The following is a 19,878-nucleotide window of genomic DNA, read 5'->3' as shown; positions in this document are numbered from 1 at the left end:
GCTGGAGGCGCGGGAGGGCGCGTCCGGCCGCCGTGCGGGATCGCAGCATGCTGCTGATCCCGCTCGCCGTCGGCGCCGGTCCGCTCGGACCGGTTGCCGGCCACACGCATGGCGTTGTCCGTGCATCGCGCTACGCCCCGTGCGTCCGCTTCCGGCAGTACGTTGCGTTCCAGCGCCTGGCGTTGCATCGCGCCGCGCCACATCGCATGGTGGTGCCGATATGTCGCTGAAGATCAACGAGCTCTGTGTCAACTGCGATGTCTGCGAGCCGGCGTGCCCGAACCAGGCCATCTCGATGGGCGAAACCATCTACGTGATCGACCCGGCACGTTGCACCGAGTGCGTGGGCCATTTCGACGAAGCGCAATGCGTGGTGGTGTGCCCGGTCGAATGCATCGACCCGGATCCGGCAATACCGGAAACCCACGATCAACTGCTCGCCAAGCTCATGCAGCTGCAGCGCGACCACCCCGAACTGTACGAACAGGAGCCTCCCGCCCCGTGAGCATCTTTTCCCGACGTTTCTCTTCGCGCGGCCTGTTGCTGCTGGCCCTGGTGCTGGCACCGCCGGCCTGGGCTGCCGATGGCGCCAAGTCTGCAGCAGCCACGACCTCGCCGGTGGCGGGGCACCCGCCCGGTGCGGCGATTGCCAGCGGTCATGCACTGGCCACCGACGCTGGCCTGCAGATCCTGCGCGAGGGCGGCAATGCGTTCGATGCGGCGATTGCGGTGTCGTCCACGCTGGCGGTGGTCGAGCCGATCAGCTCGGGGCTGGGTGGCGGCGGCTTCTTCCTGCTGCACGATGCCAAGACCGGCAAGGACGTGATGCTGGACGCGCGCGAGACCGCGCCCGAGTCGGCCAGTGAGGCGCAGTTCCTCGACAAGCAGGGCGCGCTGGATCGCGACCGCTCGGTCAACGGCCCCTGGTCGGCCGGTATTCCCGGGCTGCCTGCAGCGCTGGTGGAACTGGCCACCAAGCACGGCCGGCTGCCGTTGAAGCAGTCGCTGGCGCCGTCGATCCGCATCGCCAGCGAAGGTTTCCCGGTCTACGCGCGCATGGCCAAGGGCTATGCCTCGCGGCGCGAGGTGATGGAGCGTTACCCCGGCACGCGTGAGGTGTATCTGCGCGGCGGCAAGCCGATTGCCGAAGGCGACATCTTCAAGCAGCCCGAGCTGGCGCATACCCTGCAGCTGCTCGGCGACAAGGGCTTCGATGGCTTCTACAAGGGCGAAACCGCCAGGAAACTGCTGGCCGGCGTCAAGCAGGCCGGCGGGCAGTGGAAGGCCGCCGAGCTCTCCGGGTACCGGGTCAAGCAGCGCACGCCGATCCAGTTCGATTACCGCGGCTGGAAGATCACCACCGCGCCGCCACCATCCTCCGGCGGGATCGCCCTTGCCGCCATGCTGCAGATCCTGGAAGGCTGGGAGCTGGACACGCTGGACGATGCGCACCGCACCCATCTGGTGGTGGAAGCGATGCGCCGCGCCTACCGCGACCGCACCTTCTTCCTGGGCGACCCGGACTTTGTCGCCGTGCCGCAGCGCGTGCTGACCAGCAAGGATTACGCACAAGGCCTGCGCGCCACGATCAACCCGGACAAGGCCACCCCCAGCGATCTGCTGTCGGGCAACCCGACCCCGCTGGAAGACGACGAGACCACGCACTTTTCCATCATCGACGGCGAAGGCAACCGCGTCGGCGCCACCCAGACCGTCAACCTGCTGTACGGCTCGGGCCTGATCCCCAAGGGCACCGGCGTGCTGCTCAACGACGAGATGGACGACTTCGCGCTCAAGCCAGGCACGCCCAATGCCTTCGGCGTGATGGGCTACGCGGCCAACGCACCCAAGCCGGGCAAGCGTATGCTCAGCTCGATGACGCCGACCTTCATGGAATCAGCCGACAAGGTCGCGGTGATCGGCACCCCGGGTGGCAGCCGCATCATCACCATGGTGCTGCTCGGCATCCTGGGCTACGACGCCGGCCTGGACGCGCAGCAGGTCAGCGCCTTGCCGCGCTATCACCACCAGTGGCTGCCGGACGTGATCGAGGCCGAAACCAACGCGTTCTCGCCGCAGACCGCCAAGGCGCTGCAGGCGATGGGCCACGCGCTCAAGCTACCCGGCGACACCGCCGAAGGCGGCCGCGGTTCCAGCCACGTCTGGGGCAACCTGCAGACGGTGGAATGGGACAAGCGCAGCAACGTGCTCACCGGCGGGAGCGATCCGCGCAACCCGGTGGGCAAGGCGCAGGTGCAGCTGGATGCGGCGGCGCGCTGATCGCTGATTGATCGAGATATGCCTGTCCTCGTAGGCGAGGGCAGGCGTGGCCGCAAGGCAGCGGGTGTTGCCTGTCGCATCTGCCGCGCCGTGTCATGGCATGGCATGGCATGGCCTGCGCGATGACCGGTTGGCCGCAGGTACTCGCCACCATCGATGCAGGCACGCGACCGCAGCGATGCATTTCCACGCGGTTGGCTATGCCTGGATTGGACTTGTCGCCCTGCGCCAATGCAGCGACCATCGCGGCATGAACATTTTCCAGACTCTGCTCACCGGCATGGTGATCGCATCGCCCATCGCCGCTTGCGCGGCCGACACCACCGGCGACCAGACCGCAGCGGCAACGGGCGCTGCCATCCACGTCAATCAGCTCGGTTATCTGCCGGGTTCGGCCAAGCTTGCGGTGCTCGGATTGCCGCAAGGCGCGGCGCCCACTGCGGACCGTTTCACGGTCGAGGATGCGCAGGGCCGCCAGGTGCTGGAGGGCAGGCTGCAGGCCGCCGCGCTGTGGGCGCCGGCCGGGCAGCAGGCGCGGGTGGCGGATTTTTCCAGCGTGCGTACAGCCGGCACGTATCGGTTGAAGGTCGATGGGCTGCCGGCATCGGATCCGTTCCCGATTGCGGCCAGCGCGTACCGTCCGGTGCTCGATGCATCGCTGAGGGCGTTCTACTTCAATCGCGCCAGTACCGCGCTGCCGGCGCAGTTCGCCGGGCGCTATGCGCGTGCGGCCGGGCATCCGGATACGCAGGTGCGCATCCACCCTTCGGCGGCATCGGCCACGCGCCCGGCCGACAGCGTGATCAGTGCGCCCAAGGGCTGGTACGACGCCGGTGACTACAACAAGTACATCGTCAATTCCGGCATCAGCACCTACACCTTGCTGGCCGCCTATGAGCAGTACCCGGCGCTGTTCAAGGCGCAGGCCCTGACCATCCCCGACGACGCGCCCGGCGTGCCCGGCATCCTGCAGGAGACCTGGTGGAATCTGGAATGGATGCTGGCCATGCAGGACCCGGCCGACGGTGGCGTGTACCACAAGCTCACCGACAAGCAGTTCGATGGACTGGTGATGCCCGCGCAGACCACGCAACAACGCTATGTGGTGATGAAGGCCACCGCCGCCACGCTGGATTTCGCTGCGGTGATGGCGGCAGCCAGCCGCGTCTATGCGCCATTCGACAAGCAATATCCAGGCGTATCGGCGCGCATGTTGAACGCTGCGCGCAGTGCCTGGGCGTGGGCGCAGCAGCACCCGGATGTGATCTATCGCCAGCCCGACGACGTGCGTACCGGCGGCTACGACGACGCACAGGTGGACGACGAATTCGCCTGGGCTGCGGCCGAGCTGTACGTGAGCACGCGCGAGGACGGCTTCTACGACGCAATGATTGCGCGCAACGTACCGGCCAGCGTGCCGGGCTGGAGCAACGTCGGCGGCCTGGCCTGGATGTCGCTGGCCGAACATCGCGACCGGCTCACCCCGCATGCCGATCGCGCACGCATTACGCGCGAGATTACCGACCTGGCGCAGCGTCTTGCCGATGAGTGGCAGGCCTCGCCCTGGCGTCTGGCGATGACCGACAAAGACTTCGTGTGGGGCAGCAATGCGGTGGTGCTCAACCGCGCGATGATGCTGATGCAGGGCTATCGGCTGACCCGGCAGCGGCCGTATCTGGATGCCGCGCAGTCGCAGCTGGATTACATCCTGGGGCGCAATCCGTTGGGCTTGTCGTTCGTCACCGGCGTGGGGCTGCGCAGCCCGATGCATATCCACCATCGCCCCTCCGAGGCAGACGGCATCGACGCACCGGTGCCGGGCTGGCTGGCCGGTGGTCCGCAACCGGGCCAGCAGGACGCCAAGGACTGCAAGGTGGCGTACCCCTCCAGGCTGCCGGCACTGTCGTACCTGGACAACACCTGCAGTTACGCCAGCAACGAGGTGGCCATCAACTGGAACGCGCCGCTGGTGTATGTGAGTGCGGCGATCCAGGCGTCGACGCGCTGAGGTGGGCGTTTTTCAACGCAATGCCCGATGCCGCCGCCGTTCCTTCTCCCATCGGGAGAAGGTGGCGCGTAGCGCCGGATGAGGGTGCGCCTCAGGGGAGCTACCAATGCCGGCAATGACAAACGCGTCGCCACGTTCCGTCAGAAGTGACTCACCGACTGCTTCGCTCGACGGACCTTCACGCCAATCCCCACTGAGCGCCCCCGGCCCGTGCTCGCGGCGCGGGCGCTTCAAGGCACGCGCGCCAATGGCGCGCAAGCGGAGTCTTCTCGCCCCGCAGGCAGAGGGGCTTCAAGCCACCGCAGCTCACTCCACCCGCGTCCCGAAGATCCGGTCGCCTGCATCGCCCAGGCCGGGCAGGATGTAGCCCTTGTCGTTGAGGTGGTCGTCGATCGCGGCGGTGTAGACCTCCACGTCCGGATGCACGGCTTCCAGTGCCTTGAGGCCTTCCGGTGCGGCGACCAGGAAGATGCCCTTGATCCGCCGCGCGCCGGCGCGCTTGAGCATGTCGATGGTGGCGATCAGCGTGCCGCCGGTGGCCAGCATCGGGTCCAGGATCAGTGCATCGCGCTCTTCCAGGCGGCCGGTGAGGCGTTCGAAGTAGGGCACCGGCTGCAGGGTTTCTTCGTCGCGCTGCAGGCCGACCACGCTCACGCGCGCGGCCGGGATCAGCGCCAGCACGCCGGGCAGCATGCCCAACCCTGCGCGCAGGATCGGCACCAGGGTGATTTTTGCGCCGGCTATCCGCTGCACGGTCACCGGGCCGGCCCAGCCGGGTTGCACGTGCGATTCGGTGTCCAGATTGGCGGTGGCCTCGTAGGCCAGCAGGGTGCCCAGCTCGGTGACCAGTTCGCGGAAGCCCTTGGTGCTCAAGGCGGCATCGCGCAGCAGACCGATCTTGTGCTGGACGAGGGGGTGACGCACTTCGACGATTTTCATGGGCAGCGACAGGCGGGAGAGACCCACAGTGTGCCGCAGCCAGCGGCAGCGTCGCCACACATTGCGCGTGATCGCGCTTGCATATGTCATGTCAGTGAAACGTCGTAGACATAGTGTGCCCACCCATTCTTAACCGATTGGGGAAGCACCCGTGTTGAACAAGACTCCGCTGTGCCTGGCGATCACGCTGACGTTGGCGGCGGCCGCGTGGAGCCCGCTTGCGCAGGCGGCCGAGGGTGCGGCAGCTGCAACCGGTGCGTCCGGCGCGGCGGCCATCGATCTGGAGCGCCTGGAAGTGCGCCCGCAGGTGGAATCGCAGGTGCGCGCAGTCGATCTCAAGCGGGGCTCCGATGCCATCCAGGATGCCGTGGCCTCCGATGCGATGGGCCGCTACCCCGACAAGAATGTTGCAGAATCCTTGCAGCGCCTGCCCGGCGTCAGCGTCACCCGCGATCAGGGCGAAGGCCGCTTCGTGGTGATCCGCGGCCTGGATTCGGCGCTCAACAGCGTCACCATCGACGGCATGACCATGGGCACGCCGGAAGACGGCACGCGCTCGGCACCGCTGGACGTGATTCCGTCCGACTCGACCGAACGCCTGAAGGTGGTCAAGTCGCCGACCCCGGACATGCCGGGCGATTCCATCGGCGGTGCGATCCAGGTCGAGTCCACCTCCGCGTTCGATCGCGATGGCCGCACGCTGCGCGGCTCGATCGAAGGCAGCCACCAGTCGCTGTCGGGCAAGACCAGCCCCAAGGGCGCGTTCAACTACAGCGATATCTTCGACGGCACCTTCGGCGTCGCAGTGGGTGTGAACTACCAGGACCGCGAATTCGAATCCGACAATACCGAAGTGGCCTACGACAGCTTCGACGGCGGTGCGGCCGACGATCTGTTCGCCGGCGAGGTGCAGCGCCGCAAGTACTTCATCGAGCGCACCCGCATGGGTGCCAACCTCAATCTGGACTGGCGCCCCGACGCGGACAACCGCTATTACCTGCGCACGCTGTACAGCCGCTTCGACGATGCCGAAACGCGCCAGCGCACCATCTTCGGCCTGGCCGATGGCCAGGTCAGCGCCAATGGCGATGGCACCTACGAGGTGGCCGACCTGCCGGCCGATTCCATCTCCAAGCGCGTGCGCTATCGCACCAAGAAGGAAGACACCATGGCCTTGAGCGTGGGCGGTGAAAACCGTCTGAGCGCGGCCACGGTGGACTACAAGCTGGGCTACACCAAGACCACCGAGCGCGTGAACGACGAGATGGAGGCGCGCTTCAACTATGACGGCGACGACCTGTCGGCGACGGTCGACCAGAACAGCGGCATTCCGCGCCTGGGCTTTTCCGACAACGGCTGGCAGAGCAACGACGATTTCGTGTTCGACCGCTTCGTGCTTGCGCCCAAGCGGGTGGACGACAGCGAGCGCAGCGCGCAGATCAACGTGCGCTTCGACGGCGAGCATTCCAGCCTGAAGATGGGTGTGCTCGGCCGCTGGCGCGAGCGCGATGTCAATGTGGACGAAAGCGAGCTGCGTCGCGGTCCAGCGATCGATCTGAGCGACTGGACCACCGCCGCACCGGAACACCGCGGCGGTACCCTGGGCGAAAGCATCGGCTCGGACGGCATGCGCCGTTACTGGAACACCTCCGGCAATCTGTACAGTGCGCGCCCGCAGGATGTCGGCGGCAATCTGCAGACCTCGCTGCAGGACGACTACAAGGCCACCGAAGACGTGTTCGCCACCTATGTGATGGGCACCTGGGACATCGGCGCACTGCGCGCGATTGCCGGTGTGCGCGTGGAAAACACCCAGTTCGACGCCATCGGCAATCAGGTCGACGTGGCCGAGAACGGCCGCACCGCCACGGTCACGCCGCGCGAAGCCTCCAGCAGCTACACCAATGTGCTGCCTGGCCTGCATCTGCGCTACGACACCGGCAACGACTGGGTGTTGCGGTTTGCCGCCAACAAGACCTTGTCGCGGCCTGCGTTCGGCGATGTCTCCCCGCGCGTGAGCATCAATCGTGGCGACAACGAGGTGAACGTCGGCAACCCCGATCTCGATCCGTATCGCTCCAGCAACCTGGACCTGTCGTTCGAAAAGTACATCGGCAGCACCGGCCTGATCTCGCTGGGCGTGTTCAACAAGTCGATCGACGACTACATCGTGCAGACCATCAGCACCAACGATGCCGAGTTCCCCGACCTGCAGGTCACGCGCTCGATCAACGGCGACACCGCCAAGGTGCGCGGCGCCGAATTCAACTGGCAGCAGGCGCTGGACTTCCTGCCCGAAGGCTGGAACGGCCTGCTGGTCGGCGCCAGCGCCACCGTGCTGGACAGTGACTTCGATCCCGGCCTGAGCGATCGCGCCGGCGAGGACTTCACCTTGCCGCGCTCGTCCAAGCGCATCTACAGCGGCCACCTGGGCTACGAAAAATACGGCTTCAGTGCGCGGGTTGCGGCGGTGTACCGCAGCGAGTACCTGGACACCATCGGCGAAAGCCGCGCGTACGATATCTATGTCGCCCCGCATACCCAGCTGGATTTCAGCATGAACTACCAATTCAACAGCCACGTCAGCCTGTATCTGGAAGCGCAGAACCTGCTGGACGAACCGCTGGAGCTGTACCAGGGCGTGCCCTCGCGCACGCTGCAGAACGAAGAATACGGCCGCACCTATGCGCTCGGCCTGAAGGTGGCACTGTGATCGCAACGCGCACGCGGCTCCACACAACGTTACTCCACACCACGCTGCTCGCCAGCGCGCTGGCGCTGACCGCCTGCGCCAGCGCACCGGTCGATCGCGAAGCCGACGAGGCATTGCTGAAAGACCCCTTGCTCAGCGAGGCCAAGGTGGCGCACCAGGTGGTGCCGGAGGCCTTCATCACCGCGCTGACCCCGGCCGACAATCTGGATTCGCCGGCCAGCTGGAGTGCGCCCGATGGCAGCCGCTGGTTGATCGCCACCGCCAAGGCCACGCATGCGCTGGTGGTGTTCGATGGCGATAGCGGCAAGCGCCTGCGCGTGGTCGGCGGCAAGGGCAAGGCGCTGGGCAAGCTGGATCGCCCGAACGGGATTTCGGTGGTCGATGATCTGGTGTTCGTGGTCGAGCGCGACAACCGCCGCGTGCAGGTGTTTGCGCTGCCCGACTTCAAGCCGCTGACCAGCTTCGGCCAGGACGAATTGCGCGAACCCTACGGCCTGTGGGTGCGCAAGCACGACGGCGGCTACGAGGTGGTGGTCAGCGACAACTACATGTCGCCGGCCAACAAGGATGTGCCGCCGCCGGTGGCCGAACTCGGTCAACGCTTTCGTCGCTATCAATTGAGCGCTGCGGGGCAGGGCTGGCAATCGCGGCTGACGCAAAGCTTCGGCGATACCAGCGACGCGGGCGCGATCCGGATCGCCGAGTCGGTGTTCGGCGACGAAGCGCATGCGCGCCTGATGATTGCCGAAGAAGATGTCGCCGTGGGTACGCAGTTGCGCGAATACGGCATGGACGGACGCTACCGCGGCCGCAATGTCGGCAGCGGCCTGTTCAAGGCGCAGGCCGAAGGCATGACGCTGTTTGCGTGCAAGGACGGCAGCGGCTACTGGATCGCCACCGATCAGTTCAAGGACCGCAGCGTGTTCCAGGTATTCGATCGCCAGAGCCTGGCGCATGTCGGTGCCTTCGCTGGCCGGGTGACCGCCAATACCGACGGTGTGTGGCTGGATCAACGCGGCGATGCGCGCTTTCCGGGCGGGGTGTTCTATGCCTTGCACGACGACCAGGCGGTGGCGGCATTCGACTGGCGCGATATCGCGCGCACGCTGCGCCTGAAAGAGTGCGCGCCATGAGCGCTGCACGTGCGGCGCTGTCTGCAGCGCTGTTGCTGGGGGCGATGGCGGGCACGCGGTCGTTCGCCGCCGAGCGCGCCGCCGAACCGAATACGCAGGTGCCGGCGGGTTCCAGCCACTATGTTGCCGATGGCTTCCCGGACCGCATCGTCGCCACGCCCGCGCAGGCGGCGGCGACCGGTTTCGCAGTGGCCTGGCGTACCGATGCCAGCGTCGATCAGCCGTGGCTGGAACTGGTGGTTGCCGGCGACTCGCCCGACGTGGGTACGCCGCGCCGTATCCGTGCCAGCACCGCCACGCTGGCCAGCGAAAACGGCAGCTCGCACCACCACCGCGCCGACATCGACGGGCTGAAGCCGGACACGCTGTACGCCTACCGCGTGCAGGGCAACCGTACCTGGGGTGCGTGGAATCATTTCCGCACCGCCGCCAGCCCCGACACACCGCTGACGCTGCTGTACTTCGGCGACACCCAGAACAAGAACCTCAGCCTGGTCTCGCGGGTGATCCGCCAGGCCTGGCGCTCGGCACCGGACGCCAGGCTGGCCCTGTTCGCCGGCGATCTGGTCAGCGGCAAGGACGGCCAGGACGACAACGAATGGGCCGAATGGTTCGAAGCCGGGCGCTGGTTGCTGGAAGGCACCGCAGTGGCGCCGGCGCCGGGCAATCACGAATATCACGAAGAGGGCGACGACACCCCGCAGGCCACGCGCACGCTCGGCAACCACTGGCCGGTGACCTTCGCCCTGCCGCGCAACGGGCCGTCGGCCACGGCGCGCACCAGCTACTGGTTCGACTATCAGGGCGTGCGCATCGCCGTGCTGGACGGCACCTCGGTGCTGGATCTGGGCACCGGCCCGGCACAGGCGCAGTGGCTGGACAAGGTGCTGTCCGACAACCCGCACCCGTGGTCGATCGTGCTGATCCACCAGCCGTTCTTTTCCCCGCGCGCCGATCGCGAGAACCAGAAGCTGGTCGAGCAGGTGCTGCCGGTGATCCGCCGCCACAAGGTCGATCTGGTGCTGCAGGGCCACGACCACACCTACGGCCGGCGCGGCGATGACGCAGGGCAGGCGACGCCGGTGTTCGTGGTCTCGGTGGCCGGGCCCAAGCAGTACCGGCTCTCGGACATGGCGCGCAAGACCATGCGTCCGGTCGGCGAAGACACCCAGCTCTATCAGGTGCTTCGCATCGACAACCAGAAGTTGCGTTACGAGTCGCGCACCGCCACCGGACGTCTCTACGATGCGTTCGAGCTGGAGCGCGGCAGCGATGGCGGCAAGCGGCTGGTAGAGCAGGAAGCCGGGCGCATCGCACCGCGCGATTGCCCGCGCAGCGCAACCCTGAAGGGACGCGCGGATCGGTGCTGGGAGTGAGGTGAGACGACGGCAGCGTGGCGAGGCCAGCCGTGCGGGATGACGAGGCTGTGAGCGAACTTCGGTTCTGGATTGATTGTGCAAATCGGCGGTAGGCGTAACCATTTAAAATTGTGAATTACGTCACACTAATAATGGGACTACTGTTACGGCTGACCGGAGCTCCATCCGGGTAGCCGGCTTCGGTGCGGTGCTTCGGTGGAGGTCTGGTTCCCCCAGCCCGCGAGAGCCCCCCCCATGATTCCCCACGTGTTCCATCTCACTGCGCCGACCAAGCACCTGCTCTGGGAAGAGCGCAAGATCCGGGCCCGCCTGCAGCGGCTGTTGCCGGGCTGGACCTGCCATGTCTGGGACGACGCCGACAACTCCGCACTGATGCGTCGCGCGTTCCCGGAATTCGCCGACCGCTACGAGGCGATACGCTTCGGTGTGATGAAGGCCGACATCGCCCGCTGCGCCTATATGCATAGCTACGGCGGGTTCTATTTCGACACCGATTACAAGCTGCTGCGCACGCTTGGCGCGGACGTACTGGCACAGCAATGCGTGCTGCCGATCGAAGAGGGCGCGCCCGGCAACGAGCAGTTCAAGATCGGCAATGCCGTGTTCGGCTCGGAGGCAGGGCATCCGTTCTGGCGCGCCTTCATCGAGCACATCTTCACCACGCATGCGCCTGAGACGCTGGAAGACCACCGGCAGATTCCGATGATCTCCGGCCCGCGCGGGCTGACGCGTTTCTACAACGCGCATGCCGGCGAGTTTGCCGGCATCGTGTTCCCGGCGCGCGATGCGTTCCATCCGGATCGCACCTGGTTCGGGCTCGGCCACCGTGGCGGCACCGTCGCGGTGGGCTCGCATCTGTGCTGGGCGTCCTGGCGCGGCAAGTCGCCACGCCGGGCCGTGACCAATTACCTGCGCCGCAAGCTGAGCGCCGTGCCGATCTGACCCGGCCGGGCGGGACATCGCCGCGCGCGACGGCAAGGGCGCGCGGTGAGCTTCGGGGCGGCCGCGCACCTGTCCGAGGCGCGCAAGTACTGCCTGCGTCGCCTTGACTTCAAGCGGCTCACAAAACCACGGCGCTCACCGATCAGTGAGCGCAATCGGTACTCGGAATCGGCGTGCACCACTCGGATACCGAAGTTCCTACGCGCCGTCCGCTACAACCTGAGGACGGCTCGCCAAGTCCTGCAGGTGGCTCTCAGGCCGCCTCGGCCTGGGCCTGGCGCGGACCTTCCTTCAGCGCACGCGCGATCAACCCGACCAGCAGATCGAGCTCGTCTTCGTCCATCGCAAAGTGCGGGGTGAAGCGCAGCGAATTCTCGCCGCCATGGATGACGTTGACGCCGCGATGGCGCAGCCACTCTTCGGTGGAACCGGCGCCATAGCACTTGAATTGCGGCGCCAGCTCGCAGGAAAACAGCAAGCCGGTGCCCTGCACCTTGGTGATCAAACCGCCCAGCTCGGACTGCAGTGCCTGCAGCTTGGCGATCGCCTGCGCGCCGCGGCTGCGGATGTTCTCGCGCACCTGCGGGGTGAACAACGCCAGCGTGGCGCAGGCGACATCCAGCGCACGCGGATTGGTGGTCATGGTGTTGCCGTAGGTGCCCTTGCGGTACACCTGCGCGGCGTGTTCGGTCACCGCCAGCACCGACAGCGGGTATTGCGCAGCGTTGAGCGCCTTGGAATAGGTCTCCAGATCCGGCGGGTCGAGCTGCTCGAAGCCGGGGTAATCCACCACCGACAGCACGCCGTGCGCGCGCAGGCCGGCCTGGATCGAGTCCACCAGCAGCAGGCTGCCATGCAGGCGGGTCAGTTCGCGCGCTGCGGCATAGAACGCGGCCGGCAATGCGCGGCCCGGGTCGCCTTCGCCCATCACCGGCTCCAGGAACACCGCCTCGATGAACCAGTGATTGCGCGCGGCCTCGTCGAAGGCGCGCTGCAGCGCCGCCACGTCGTACGGCGCGATCGCGATCACCGAGTCTTCGTCGCGGTAGCTGGCCAGGTACTTGGTGTAGGTCTTGCGGCTGGAATCGGAATACAGGCCGGGGCGGTCGGTGCGGCCATGGAAGCTGCCCTTGACCACCACGCGCTTGATGCTGGCGCCGGCGTGACGCGCGCCCGGGTCGGTGTGCAGCTTGGCGTTGGTATCGACGATGCGCGCGGCCAGGCCGACTGCTTCGGAGCCCGAGTTGAGACACATGAAGCGTGCGAATGGACAGCCGCCGCGGGTATGGCCGATCTCGGCGCGCAGGGCGCGGTCGAGCCGGCGCTGCGCCAGGCTGGGGGTCATCACGTTGGCCATCACCTGCGGACGCGCCATCGCCTCGAGCACCGGCGCGGGGGTGTGGCCGAAGCCAAGCATGCCGTAGCCGCCGGCGTCGTACAGCACCGCGCCCTTGAGCGTGATCACCCAAGGCCCGCGCGCGGCCAGCGCCACGTATGGGGTCACCGCATCGTCGGCGTAGAAATTGATGAAGCCGTCCTGCACCGCATTGATCTGGGCGTCTTCGTCCAGGTCCAGCAGGTCGGCGGCCTCCGCGCGCACCTGCGCGTACTCGGCGGCCGCGGCGTCGATGGCGCTTGCCAGATCCGGGTGGTTGGCGGCCAGACGCACGATGCTGGCATCGTCCAGGCCATCGGTCAGGCGGCGGCCGGCGTGGGCACGCAGCGGGGCGAGCGGGGCGAGGACGGACATGGCGCATCTCCTGCAAGGTGGCGTTCCCTTCCTATTATCGGCAGAAGATCGGCGTTTGGCAGCGTGAATCCGGGCAGGAAGTCGGGTATTTTCGTCGAATCGACGAACCAATTGGGCAAAAGTGAAAATCACTCCCTCCGACGAACGCCTGCTGTCGCTGCTGCGCGAGGACGCGCGCGCCTCCACCGCGCAGATTGCGCGCCGGCTCGGGCTGTCGCGTACCACCGTGCAGAGCCGGATCGAAAAACTCGAACGCGACGGCGTGATCAGCGGCTACACCGTGCGCACCCACGACGCCTACGAACAGGGCCGTATCCGCGCGCATATCCTGATCACCGTGCTGCCCAAGAAGATGCCGGCCGTGGTCAAGGCGCTGCGCGATATCCCGCAGGTGCGCCTGCTGCACTCGGTCAGCGGCGCCTACGACCTGATCGCCCTGGGCGTGGTCGGCGGCGTCAACGAGATGGACGTACTCACCGACGCCATCGGCGCGATCGACGGTGTGGAGCGCACGACGACGTCGATCATTTTGTCAACGAAGTTTGAGCGGTGAGGGGCCGGGATTGGGAATTGGGGATTGGGGATTGGGGATTCGTAAAAGCAGGCTGGCTGGTGTCGGACGCGTTCCGGTCCGCGGATCCTGCTCCTGCGAATCTCCAATCCCGAATCTCCAATCCCCGCCTCACCGCGAATCCCCAATCCCGAATCTCCAATCCCGGCCGCAGTTACAATATCCGGCTCCTCAGCCAACACATCCTGCGGCCTTGAAGAAGTCCGATTTCAACTATTCGCTGCCCGACGAGCTGATTGCCCAGGCGCCGTTGGCCGAGCGGGCGGCCAGCCGCTTGCTGGTGGTGCCGCCGTCGCCGCAGGCGCTGGTCGACCGGCAGGTGCGGGATCTGCCCGAGCTGCTGCAGCCGGGCGATCTGCTGATCTTCAACGATACCCGGGTGATCCCGGCGCGGCTGTTCGGGCAGAAGGCCAGTGGCGGGCGGGTGGAAATCCTAATTGAGCGCTTGCTTGGCGAGCGCGAGGCGCGGGTGCAGATCGGCGCCAGCAAGTCGCCCAAGGCCGGCAGCTGGATCGCGCTGGATGCCGGCGGCCAGGCCGAGGTGCTGGGCCGCGACGGCGAGTTCTATCTGCTGCGCTTCGAGATTCCCACGCCGCTGGAGCACTGGCTGCTGGAAGCCGGGCGCCTGCCGCTGCCGCCGTACATCCGCCGCGAGCCGGGAGTGGAAGACCGCGAGCGCTACCAGACCGTGTTCGCGCGCGAAGTCGGCGCGGTCGCCGCGCCCACCGCCGGGCTGCATTTCGACGAGGCGTTGCTGGCGCGGTTGCGCGAGCGTGGGGTGGAGTTCGGCCATGTCACCTTGCATGTGGGCGCCGGCACCTTCCAGCCGGTGCGCGTGGATGCGCTCGACCAGCACGTGATGCACACCGAGTGGCTCAACGTCGGCGCCGCGCTGGTCGAGCAGGTGCGCCGTACCCGGGCACGTGGTGGCCGCGTCATCGCGGTGGGAACCACCGTGGTGCGCTCGCTGGAAAGCGCCTGGCGCATCAGCGATGCCGCGCCCGAGGGCGAACTGCTGCCGTTCGCCGGCGAAACCCAGATCTTCATCCTGCCCGGCTACCGCATCCGCAGCGTCGATGCGATGGTCACCAACTTCCATCTGCCCGAAAGCACGCTGCTGATGATGGTCTCGGCCTTCGCCGGCCGCGAGCGCATCTTCGCCGCCTATCAACACGCCATCGAACAGCGCTATCGCTTCTTTTCCTACGGCGATGCGATGTTGCTGTGGAGCAGGGATTGGGGAGTCGGGAGTGGGGATTCGTAACAGCACTCCGCTCGCCGCCTTCTCGCTTTTGCCAATCCCGAATCCCCAATTTCCAATCCCGGCCTTTCAATGTCCCGACTCCAGTTCCAGCTCCAAGCCACCGACGGCCATGCCCGGCGTGGGCGTCTGACCTTTCCGCGTGGCACCGTCGAGACGCCGGCGTTCATGCCGGTGGGCACCTATGGCTCGGTCAAGGGCATCCTGCCCGAGCAGATCCGCGCGCTGGGTGCGGAGATCATCCTGGGCAATACCTTCCACCTGTATCTGCGCCCGGGCCTGGATGTGATCGGCGATCACGGCGGGTTGCACGGGTTTGCGCGCTGGGACGGGCCGATCCTCACCGATTCGGGCGGGTTCCAGGTGTTTTCGCTGGCGCATCGCCGCAAGATCACCGAGCAGGGCGTGACCTTCGCCTCGCCCACCGATGGTGCGCGGGTGTTCCTGGGTCCGGAAGAGAGCATGCAGATCCAGAAGGTGCTCGATTCGGACATCGTGATGATCTTCGACGAATGCACGCCGTACCCGGCCACCGAAGAGGTGGCGCGGCGCTCGATGGAGCTGAGCCTGCGCTGGGCGCAGCGCTCGCGGCAGGCGCATGACGGGCTGGGCAACGACGCGGCGCTGTTCGGCATCGTGCAGGGCGGGGTGCATCCGGACCTGCGCAGCCGCTCGCTGGACGGGCTGCAGGGCATCGGGTTCGACGGCTACGCCATCGGCGGGCTGGCGGTGGGCGAGCCGGAGCATGAGCGCAACGCGATGCTGGAACACCTGCATCCGCGCCTGCCGGCCGAGCGCCCGCGCTATCTGATGGGCGTGGGCCGGCCGGAGGACCTGGTCGAGGGCGTGGCGCGTGGTGTGGACATGTTCGACTGCGTGATGCCCACCCGCAATGCGCGCAACGGGCATTACTTCACCTCCTTCGGCACCGTGCGCATCCGCAACGCCAAGTACGAGCGCGACCTGGACACCATCGAGCCGGGCTGCGGCTGCCATGCCTGCAGCAGCGGCTACACGCGCTCCTACCTGCGCCATCTGGACCGTTGCAACGAGATGCTGGCGCCGATGCTGGGCACCCTGCACAACCTCTGGTACTACGAGAAGTTGATGGCCGACCTGCGTGCGGCGATCGCCTCGGGAACCTTTGCCGAGTTCCGGCGGTCCTTCTATGCGGCACGCGGCGCCATCACGCCGCCGTTGCCGGGGGAAACCAGCTGAGACCGGCCGTCCGCGCCCTTGCGCGGACGGTTTGGAACCTGCATGGCATAATTCCCGGCTGTTCCGCTCCGGCGGTACCTGAATAGCGAGCGGCCGGTTGGCGCGCTGGCACCCAAACTAGGATGCACTGAATGAATCTGCTCGATTTCTTGATCCCCGTCGCCCAGGCGCAGGCCACTGGCGGCGCGCCGGCGCCCGGCCCGATGGGAGGCCTGTCCACCTTCGCGTTGCCGATCATCCTGATCGCGGTCATGTACTTCCTGATGATCCGCCCGCAGATGAAGCGCCAGAAGGAGCACAAGTCGCTGCTGGACAAGCTGGCGCGCGGCGACGAAGTCATCACCTCCGGCGGCGTGGCGGGCGTGATCACAGATATCGGCGACAACTTCATCACCGTGGAAGTGGCCGACAACGTGCGCATCCGCGTGCAGAAGAGTGCCGTGGGCCACGTGCTGCCCAAGGGCACGCTGAAGTCTGCCAACTAAGCGGCAACCAACCCGCTGCGCCCACTGTCAGGTGGGCGCAGTCGGTGCCGCGAACCGGCGTTGACCGCCGCATCCACCTGACGACCGCTGGCGCCGTTGTGTTGGCCGCTTGAAGTCGTTCTCACTGCTAGGCGCGCCGCCGGGATGGTGTCGCGCGGGACTGTCGCAATGCTCGAATTTCCTCGCTGGAAGTATTTCCTGATCCTGCTGGTGCTGGCGGTCAGCGCGTTGTACGCGTTGCCCAACATCTACCAGAAGGACCCGTCCGTGCAGATCACCGCCAGCCGCGGTGCCCAGCTCGACGACGCCTTGCGCAGCCGCATCGACGCCGACCTCAAGGCCGCCGGCATCACGCCGAAGGCCGTCACCCGCGAAGGCGACAGCCTGATGGTGCGCCTGCCCAACTTGCAGGCACAGACCCGCGCCAACGACGTGCTGCGCCAGCAACTGGGCGAGAACTACACGGTGGCGCTGAATCTGGCCTCGACCGTGCCGGACTGGCTGGCCAAGCTGGGCGGCCGGCCGATGGTGCTGGGCCTGGACCTGGTCGGCGGCGTGCACTTCGCCATGCAGGTGGACCAGAAGGCCGCGCTGGAAAAGCGCCTGGACGGCTTTGCCGAAGACATCCGCACCACGCTGCGTGACGGCCGTATCGCCTACCGCTCGGTCGAGCGCCGCGGCGACAACAGCATCCAGGTCAGCCTGAGCGAGGGCGCCAGCGTCGACGCCGCGCGTACCGCGCTGGCCAAGTCGCAGCCGACCCTGACCTACGACGTCAGCGGCCAGAACATCTCGGTCAAGGTGCCGGAGGCCGAACTCAAGCAGATCGCCAGTGGCGCGATCGAGCAGAACCTCACCACCTTGCGCAACCGCGTCAACGCGCTGGGCGTGTCCGAACCGACCATCCAGCGCCAGGGCGAGGACCGCATCGTGGTCGAACTGCCCGGCCTGCAGGACACCGCCGAGGCCAAGCGCCTGATCGGCGCCACCGCCTCGCTGGAGTTCCGTGCGGTGGTCGAAGGCAATGCCGAAGACGCCGTGCGCAGCGGCAGCATCCCGCCCGAAGCCAAGGTCTACCGCGTGCGCGATACCGGCGCGCCGGTGCTGCTCAACAAGCGCGCGCTGGTGACCGGCGACCAGATGGTCAGCGCCAGCGTCAGCACCGACCAGAACGGCATGCCAGCGGTGGCGGTGACGCTCAACAACGTCGCCGGCCAGCGCATGCTCGACTACACCAGCGCCAACGTCGGCAAGCTGATGTCGGTGGTCTACATCGAGCGCATTCCCACCGTCAGCATGGTCGACGGCAAGGAAGTGCGCAGCGTGCGGGTCAAGGAAGAGGCGCTGTCGCCCACCCGTATCGCCGGCGTGTTCGGTAAGAACTTCCAGACCACCGGCTTGGAGAAGGTGGAGGCCGAGAACCTGGCCAAGCTGCTGAAATCTGGTTCGTTGGCCGCACCGATGGATTTCGTCGAGGAATACGTGATCGGCCCGAGCCTGGGCGCAGAGAACGTGGAGCGCGGCGTCACTGCGGTGATCTACTCGTTCCTGTTCACGCTGGTGTTCTTCACCGTCTACTACCGCGTGTTCGGCGCGATCACCTCGGTGGCGCTGTTGTTCAACCTGCTGATCGTGGTGGCGGTGATGTCGCTGTTCGGCGCCACCATGACACTGCCGGGGTTTGCCGGTCTGGCCCTGTCGGTGGGCCTGTCGGTGGACGCCAACGTGCTGATCAACGAGCGTATCCGCGAGGAACTGCGACTGGGTGTGCCGGCCAAATCGGCGATTGCCGCCGGTTATGAAAAGGCCGGCGGCACCATCCTGGACGCCAACCTCACCGGCCTGATCGTGGCGGTGGCCTTGTACGCGTTCGGCACCGGCCCGCTGAAGGGCTTCGCGCTGACCATGATGATCGGTATCTTCGCCTCGATGTTCACCGCGATCACCGTGTCGCGTGCGCTGGCGGTGCTGATCTACGGCCGCCGCAAGAAGCTGAAGACCGTCGCCATCTGAGATGCGAGTCCGGCCTTGCCCCTTGCAGCGCGCTGCTAGGGGTAGGGGATGAATCCCTTCGCAAGCGTTGCGCATCCTGACGGTGCGCAACGTCTAAACGGAAGATCTTTTCCATGAAATTGTTCCCGCTCCATCTCATTCCCAACGACACCAAGATCGACTTCATGCGCCTGCGCAAGCCGGTGCTGATCCTGATGCTGGTGATCGCGGTGGCCTCGGTCGGCGTCATCGTCGGCAAGGGCTTCAACTACGCGCTGGAATTCACCGGCGGCACGCTGGTGCAGACCTCGTTCCAGAAGACCGTGGACGTGGACCAGGTGCGTGAGCAGCTGGCCAGGGCCGGCTTCGAGAACGCCCAGGTGCAGAACGCGCGCGGCGGCAACGAAGTGATGATCCGCCTGCAGGCGCGCGAGCAGCACAACAACCGCGACGATGCCGCAACCACCGTCGCCGAAGAAGTGCGCAAGGCGGTCAGCACCGCGCAGAACCCCGCCACCGTGCAGCCGGGCGAGTTCGTCGGCCCGCAGGTCGGCAAGGACCTCGCCTTGAACGGTGTGTATGCCACGGTGTTCATGCTGGTGGGCTTTCTGATCTACATCGCCTTCCGCTTCGAGTGGAAGTTCGCGGTGGTCGCCAGCCTGACCGCCTTGTTCGACCTGCTGGTCACCGTGGCCTTCGTGTCGCTGACCGGCCGCGAGTTCGATCTGACCGTGCTGGCGGGCCTGTTGTCGGTGATGGGCTTTGCGATCAACGACATCATCGTGGTGTTCGACCGCGTGCGCGAAAACTTCCGCGCGCTGCGGGTGGAGCCGCTGGAAGTGCTGAACCGCTCGATCAACCAGACGCTGTCGCGCACGGTGATCACCGCGGTGATGTTCTTCCTGTCGGCACTGGCGTTGTACATCTACGGCGGTGAGTCGATGGAAGGCCTGGCCGAGACGCACATGATCGGCGCGGTGATCGTGGTGATCTCCTCGGTGATCGTCGCAGTGCCGATGCTGAGTATCGGGCCGTTCGCCGTCACCAAGCAGGATCTGCTGCCCAAGGCCAAGGATGTGGAGGCGCTGGCGCGTCGTCCTTGATCGGTTGAGTGGGATGACTCACGAAAAAACCGCGCATTGCGCGGTTTTTTCGTTCCTGGCGTTGGACGCCGTGACTGCAAGGTTGTGCAGTGTGACGCCACGAC

16 protein-coding genes are annotated in these 19,878 nt (G+C 66.5%); 14 read left to right on the top strand and 2 right to left on the bottom strand.

Translation table 11 applies throughout. From position 1 onward, the window contains the following. Positions 1 to 47: 47 nt before the first annotated feature. The 4 genes from AC1PLA_RS12850 to AC1PLA_RS12835 all read left to right on the top strand — a co-directional run bounded on the left by AC1PLA_RS12850 (position 48) and on the right by AC1PLA_RS12835 (position 4,288). Positions 48 to 230, top strand: coding sequence for a hypothetical protein (locus tag AC1PLA_RS12850; protein ID WP_481104675.1), 183 nt, complete (start codon positions 48 to 50; stop codon positions 228 to 230). Beyond that, positions 221 to 505 carry a YfhL family 4Fe-4S dicluster ferredoxin gene (locus tag AC1PLA_RS12845; RefSeq protein ID WP_003489796.1) on the top strand — a complete coding sequence of 95 codons (285 nt, stop codon included), beginning with the start codon at positions 221 to 223 and terminating at the stop codon, positions 503 to 505. The genes AC1PLA_RS12850 and AC1PLA_RS12845 overlap by 10 nt, the downstream gene beginning before the upstream one ends. Beyond that, positions 502 to 2,280, top strand: coding sequence for a gamma-glutamyltransferase (gene ggt, locus AC1PLA_RS12840; RefSeq protein WP_481104674.1), 1,779 nt, complete (start codon positions 502 to 504; stop codon positions 2,278 to 2,280). Before AC1PLA_RS12845 ends, ggt begins: the two co-directional genes overlap by 4 nt. A gap of 250 nt (positions 2,281 to 2,530) precedes the next feature. Continuing rightward, a complete protein-coding gene (locus tag AC1PLA_RS12835; protein ID WP_481104673.1) occupies positions 2,531 to 4,288 on the top strand; it encodes a glycoside hydrolase family 9 protein in 1,758 nt (585 codons plus the stop codon). Between the two features lie 306 nt (positions 4,289 to 4,594). Here the strand turns inward: AC1PLA_RS12835 and upp are convergent, their stop codons facing one another. Then, positions 4,595 to 5,227: a uracil phosphoribosyltransferase gene (gene upp / locus AC1PLA_RS12830; protein ID WP_024940024.1), complete on the bottom strand. Its 633-nt coding sequence runs from the start codon at positions 5,225 to 5,227 to the stop codon at positions 4,595 to 4,597. Positions 5,228 to 5,378: 151 nt separating this feature from the next. Here upp and AC1PLA_RS12825 point away from each other — a divergent pair, with 151 nt between their 5' ends. The 4 genes from AC1PLA_RS12825 to AC1PLA_RS12810 all read left to right on the top strand — a co-directional run bounded on the left by AC1PLA_RS12825 (position 5,379) and on the right by AC1PLA_RS12810 (position 11,394). Beyond that, positions 5,379 to 7,940 (top strand): TonB-dependent receptor, encoded by a 2,562-nt coding sequence (locus tag AC1PLA_RS12825; protein WP_181100895.1) that lies wholly within the window; start codon positions 5,379 to 5,381, stop codon positions 7,938 to 7,940. Next, entirely contained in the window at positions 7,937 to 9,073 is a 1,137-nt protein-coding gene (locus AC1PLA_RS12820) for a phytase (RefSeq protein WP_481104672.1), read from the top strand. The genes AC1PLA_RS12825 and AC1PLA_RS12820 overlap by 4 nt, the downstream gene beginning before the upstream one ends. Next, entirely contained in the window at positions 9,070 to 10,449 is a 1,380-nt protein-coding gene (locus AC1PLA_RS12815) for a purple acid phosphatase family protein (RefSeq protein ID WP_481104671.1), read from the top strand. Before AC1PLA_RS12820 ends, AC1PLA_RS12815 begins: the two co-directional genes overlap by 4 nt. A 237-nt stretch (positions 10,450 to 10,686) precedes the next feature. Then, positions 10,687 to 11,394, top strand: a complete 708-nt coding sequence (locus AC1PLA_RS12810; RefSeq protein ID WP_047125170.1) for a glycosyltransferase family 32 protein — start codon at positions 10,687 to 10,689, stop codon at positions 11,392 to 11,394. A gap of 253 nt (positions 11,395 to 11,647) precedes the next feature. On the opposite strand, the gene AC1PLA_RS12805 is transcribed toward AC1PLA_RS12810, so the two are convergent. Continuing rightward, positions 11,648 to 13,144, bottom strand: a complete 1,497-nt coding sequence (locus AC1PLA_RS12805; RefSeq protein ID WP_481104670.1) for an aminotransferase class III-fold pyridoxal phosphate-dependent enzyme — start codon at positions 13,142 to 13,144, stop codon at positions 11,648 to 11,650. Between the two features lie 121 nt (positions 13,145 to 13,265). Here AC1PLA_RS12805 and AC1PLA_RS12800 point away from each other — a divergent pair, with 121 nt between their 5' ends. From AC1PLA_RS12800 to secF, 6 genes are all read left to right on the top strand, one after another. Beyond that, positions 13,266 to 13,697 carry an Lrp/AsnC family transcriptional regulator gene (locus AC1PLA_RS12800; RefSeq protein ID WP_016903291.1) on the top strand — a complete coding sequence of 144 codons (432 nt, stop codon included), beginning with the start codon at positions 13,266 to 13,268 and terminating at the stop codon, positions 13,695 to 13,697. Between the two features lie 211 nt (positions 13,698 to 13,908). Beyond that, on the top strand, positions 13,909 to 14,979 hold the full coding sequence (gene queA, locus AC1PLA_RS12795) for a tRNA preQ1(34) S-adenosylmethionine ribosyltransferase-isomerase QueA (RefSeq protein ID WP_481104669.1): 1,071 nt from the start codon (positions 13,909 to 13,911) through the stop codon (positions 14,977 to 14,979). 69 nt (positions 14,980 to 15,048) lie between these two features. After that, a complete protein-coding gene (gene tgt, locus AC1PLA_RS12790) occupies positions 15,049 to 16,194 on the top strand; it encodes a tRNA guanosine(34) transglycosylase Tgt (RefSeq protein WP_102254349.1) in 1,146 nt (381 codons plus the stop codon). Between the two features lie 131 nt (positions 16,195 to 16,325). After that, on the top strand, positions 16,326 to 16,679 hold the full coding sequence (gene yajC, locus AC1PLA_RS12785; protein ID WP_016903294.1) for a preprotein translocase subunit YajC: 354 nt from the start codon (positions 16,326 to 16,328) through the stop codon (positions 16,677 to 16,679). 168 nt (positions 16,680 to 16,847) lie between these two features. Beyond that, on the top strand, positions 16,848 to 18,692 hold the full coding sequence (gene secD / locus AC1PLA_RS12780) for a protein translocase subunit SecD (protein WP_039516458.1): 1,845 nt from the start codon (positions 16,848 to 16,850) through the stop codon (positions 18,690 to 18,692). A gap of 113 nt (positions 18,693 to 18,805) precedes the next feature. Next, positions 18,806 to 19,774, top strand: coding sequence for a protein translocase subunit SecF (gene secF, locus AC1PLA_RS12775; RefSeq protein ID WP_126967467.1), 969 nt, complete (start codon positions 18,806 to 18,808; stop codon positions 19,772 to 19,774). Positions 19,775 to 19,878: the final 104 nt, after the last annotated feature.

Source organism: Xanthomonas sp. NCPPB 1826, assembly GCF_056725285.1.
The sequence above is the reverse complement of the archived record's forward strand: the minus strand, read 5'-3'. Positions and strand labels throughout refer to the sequence as shown.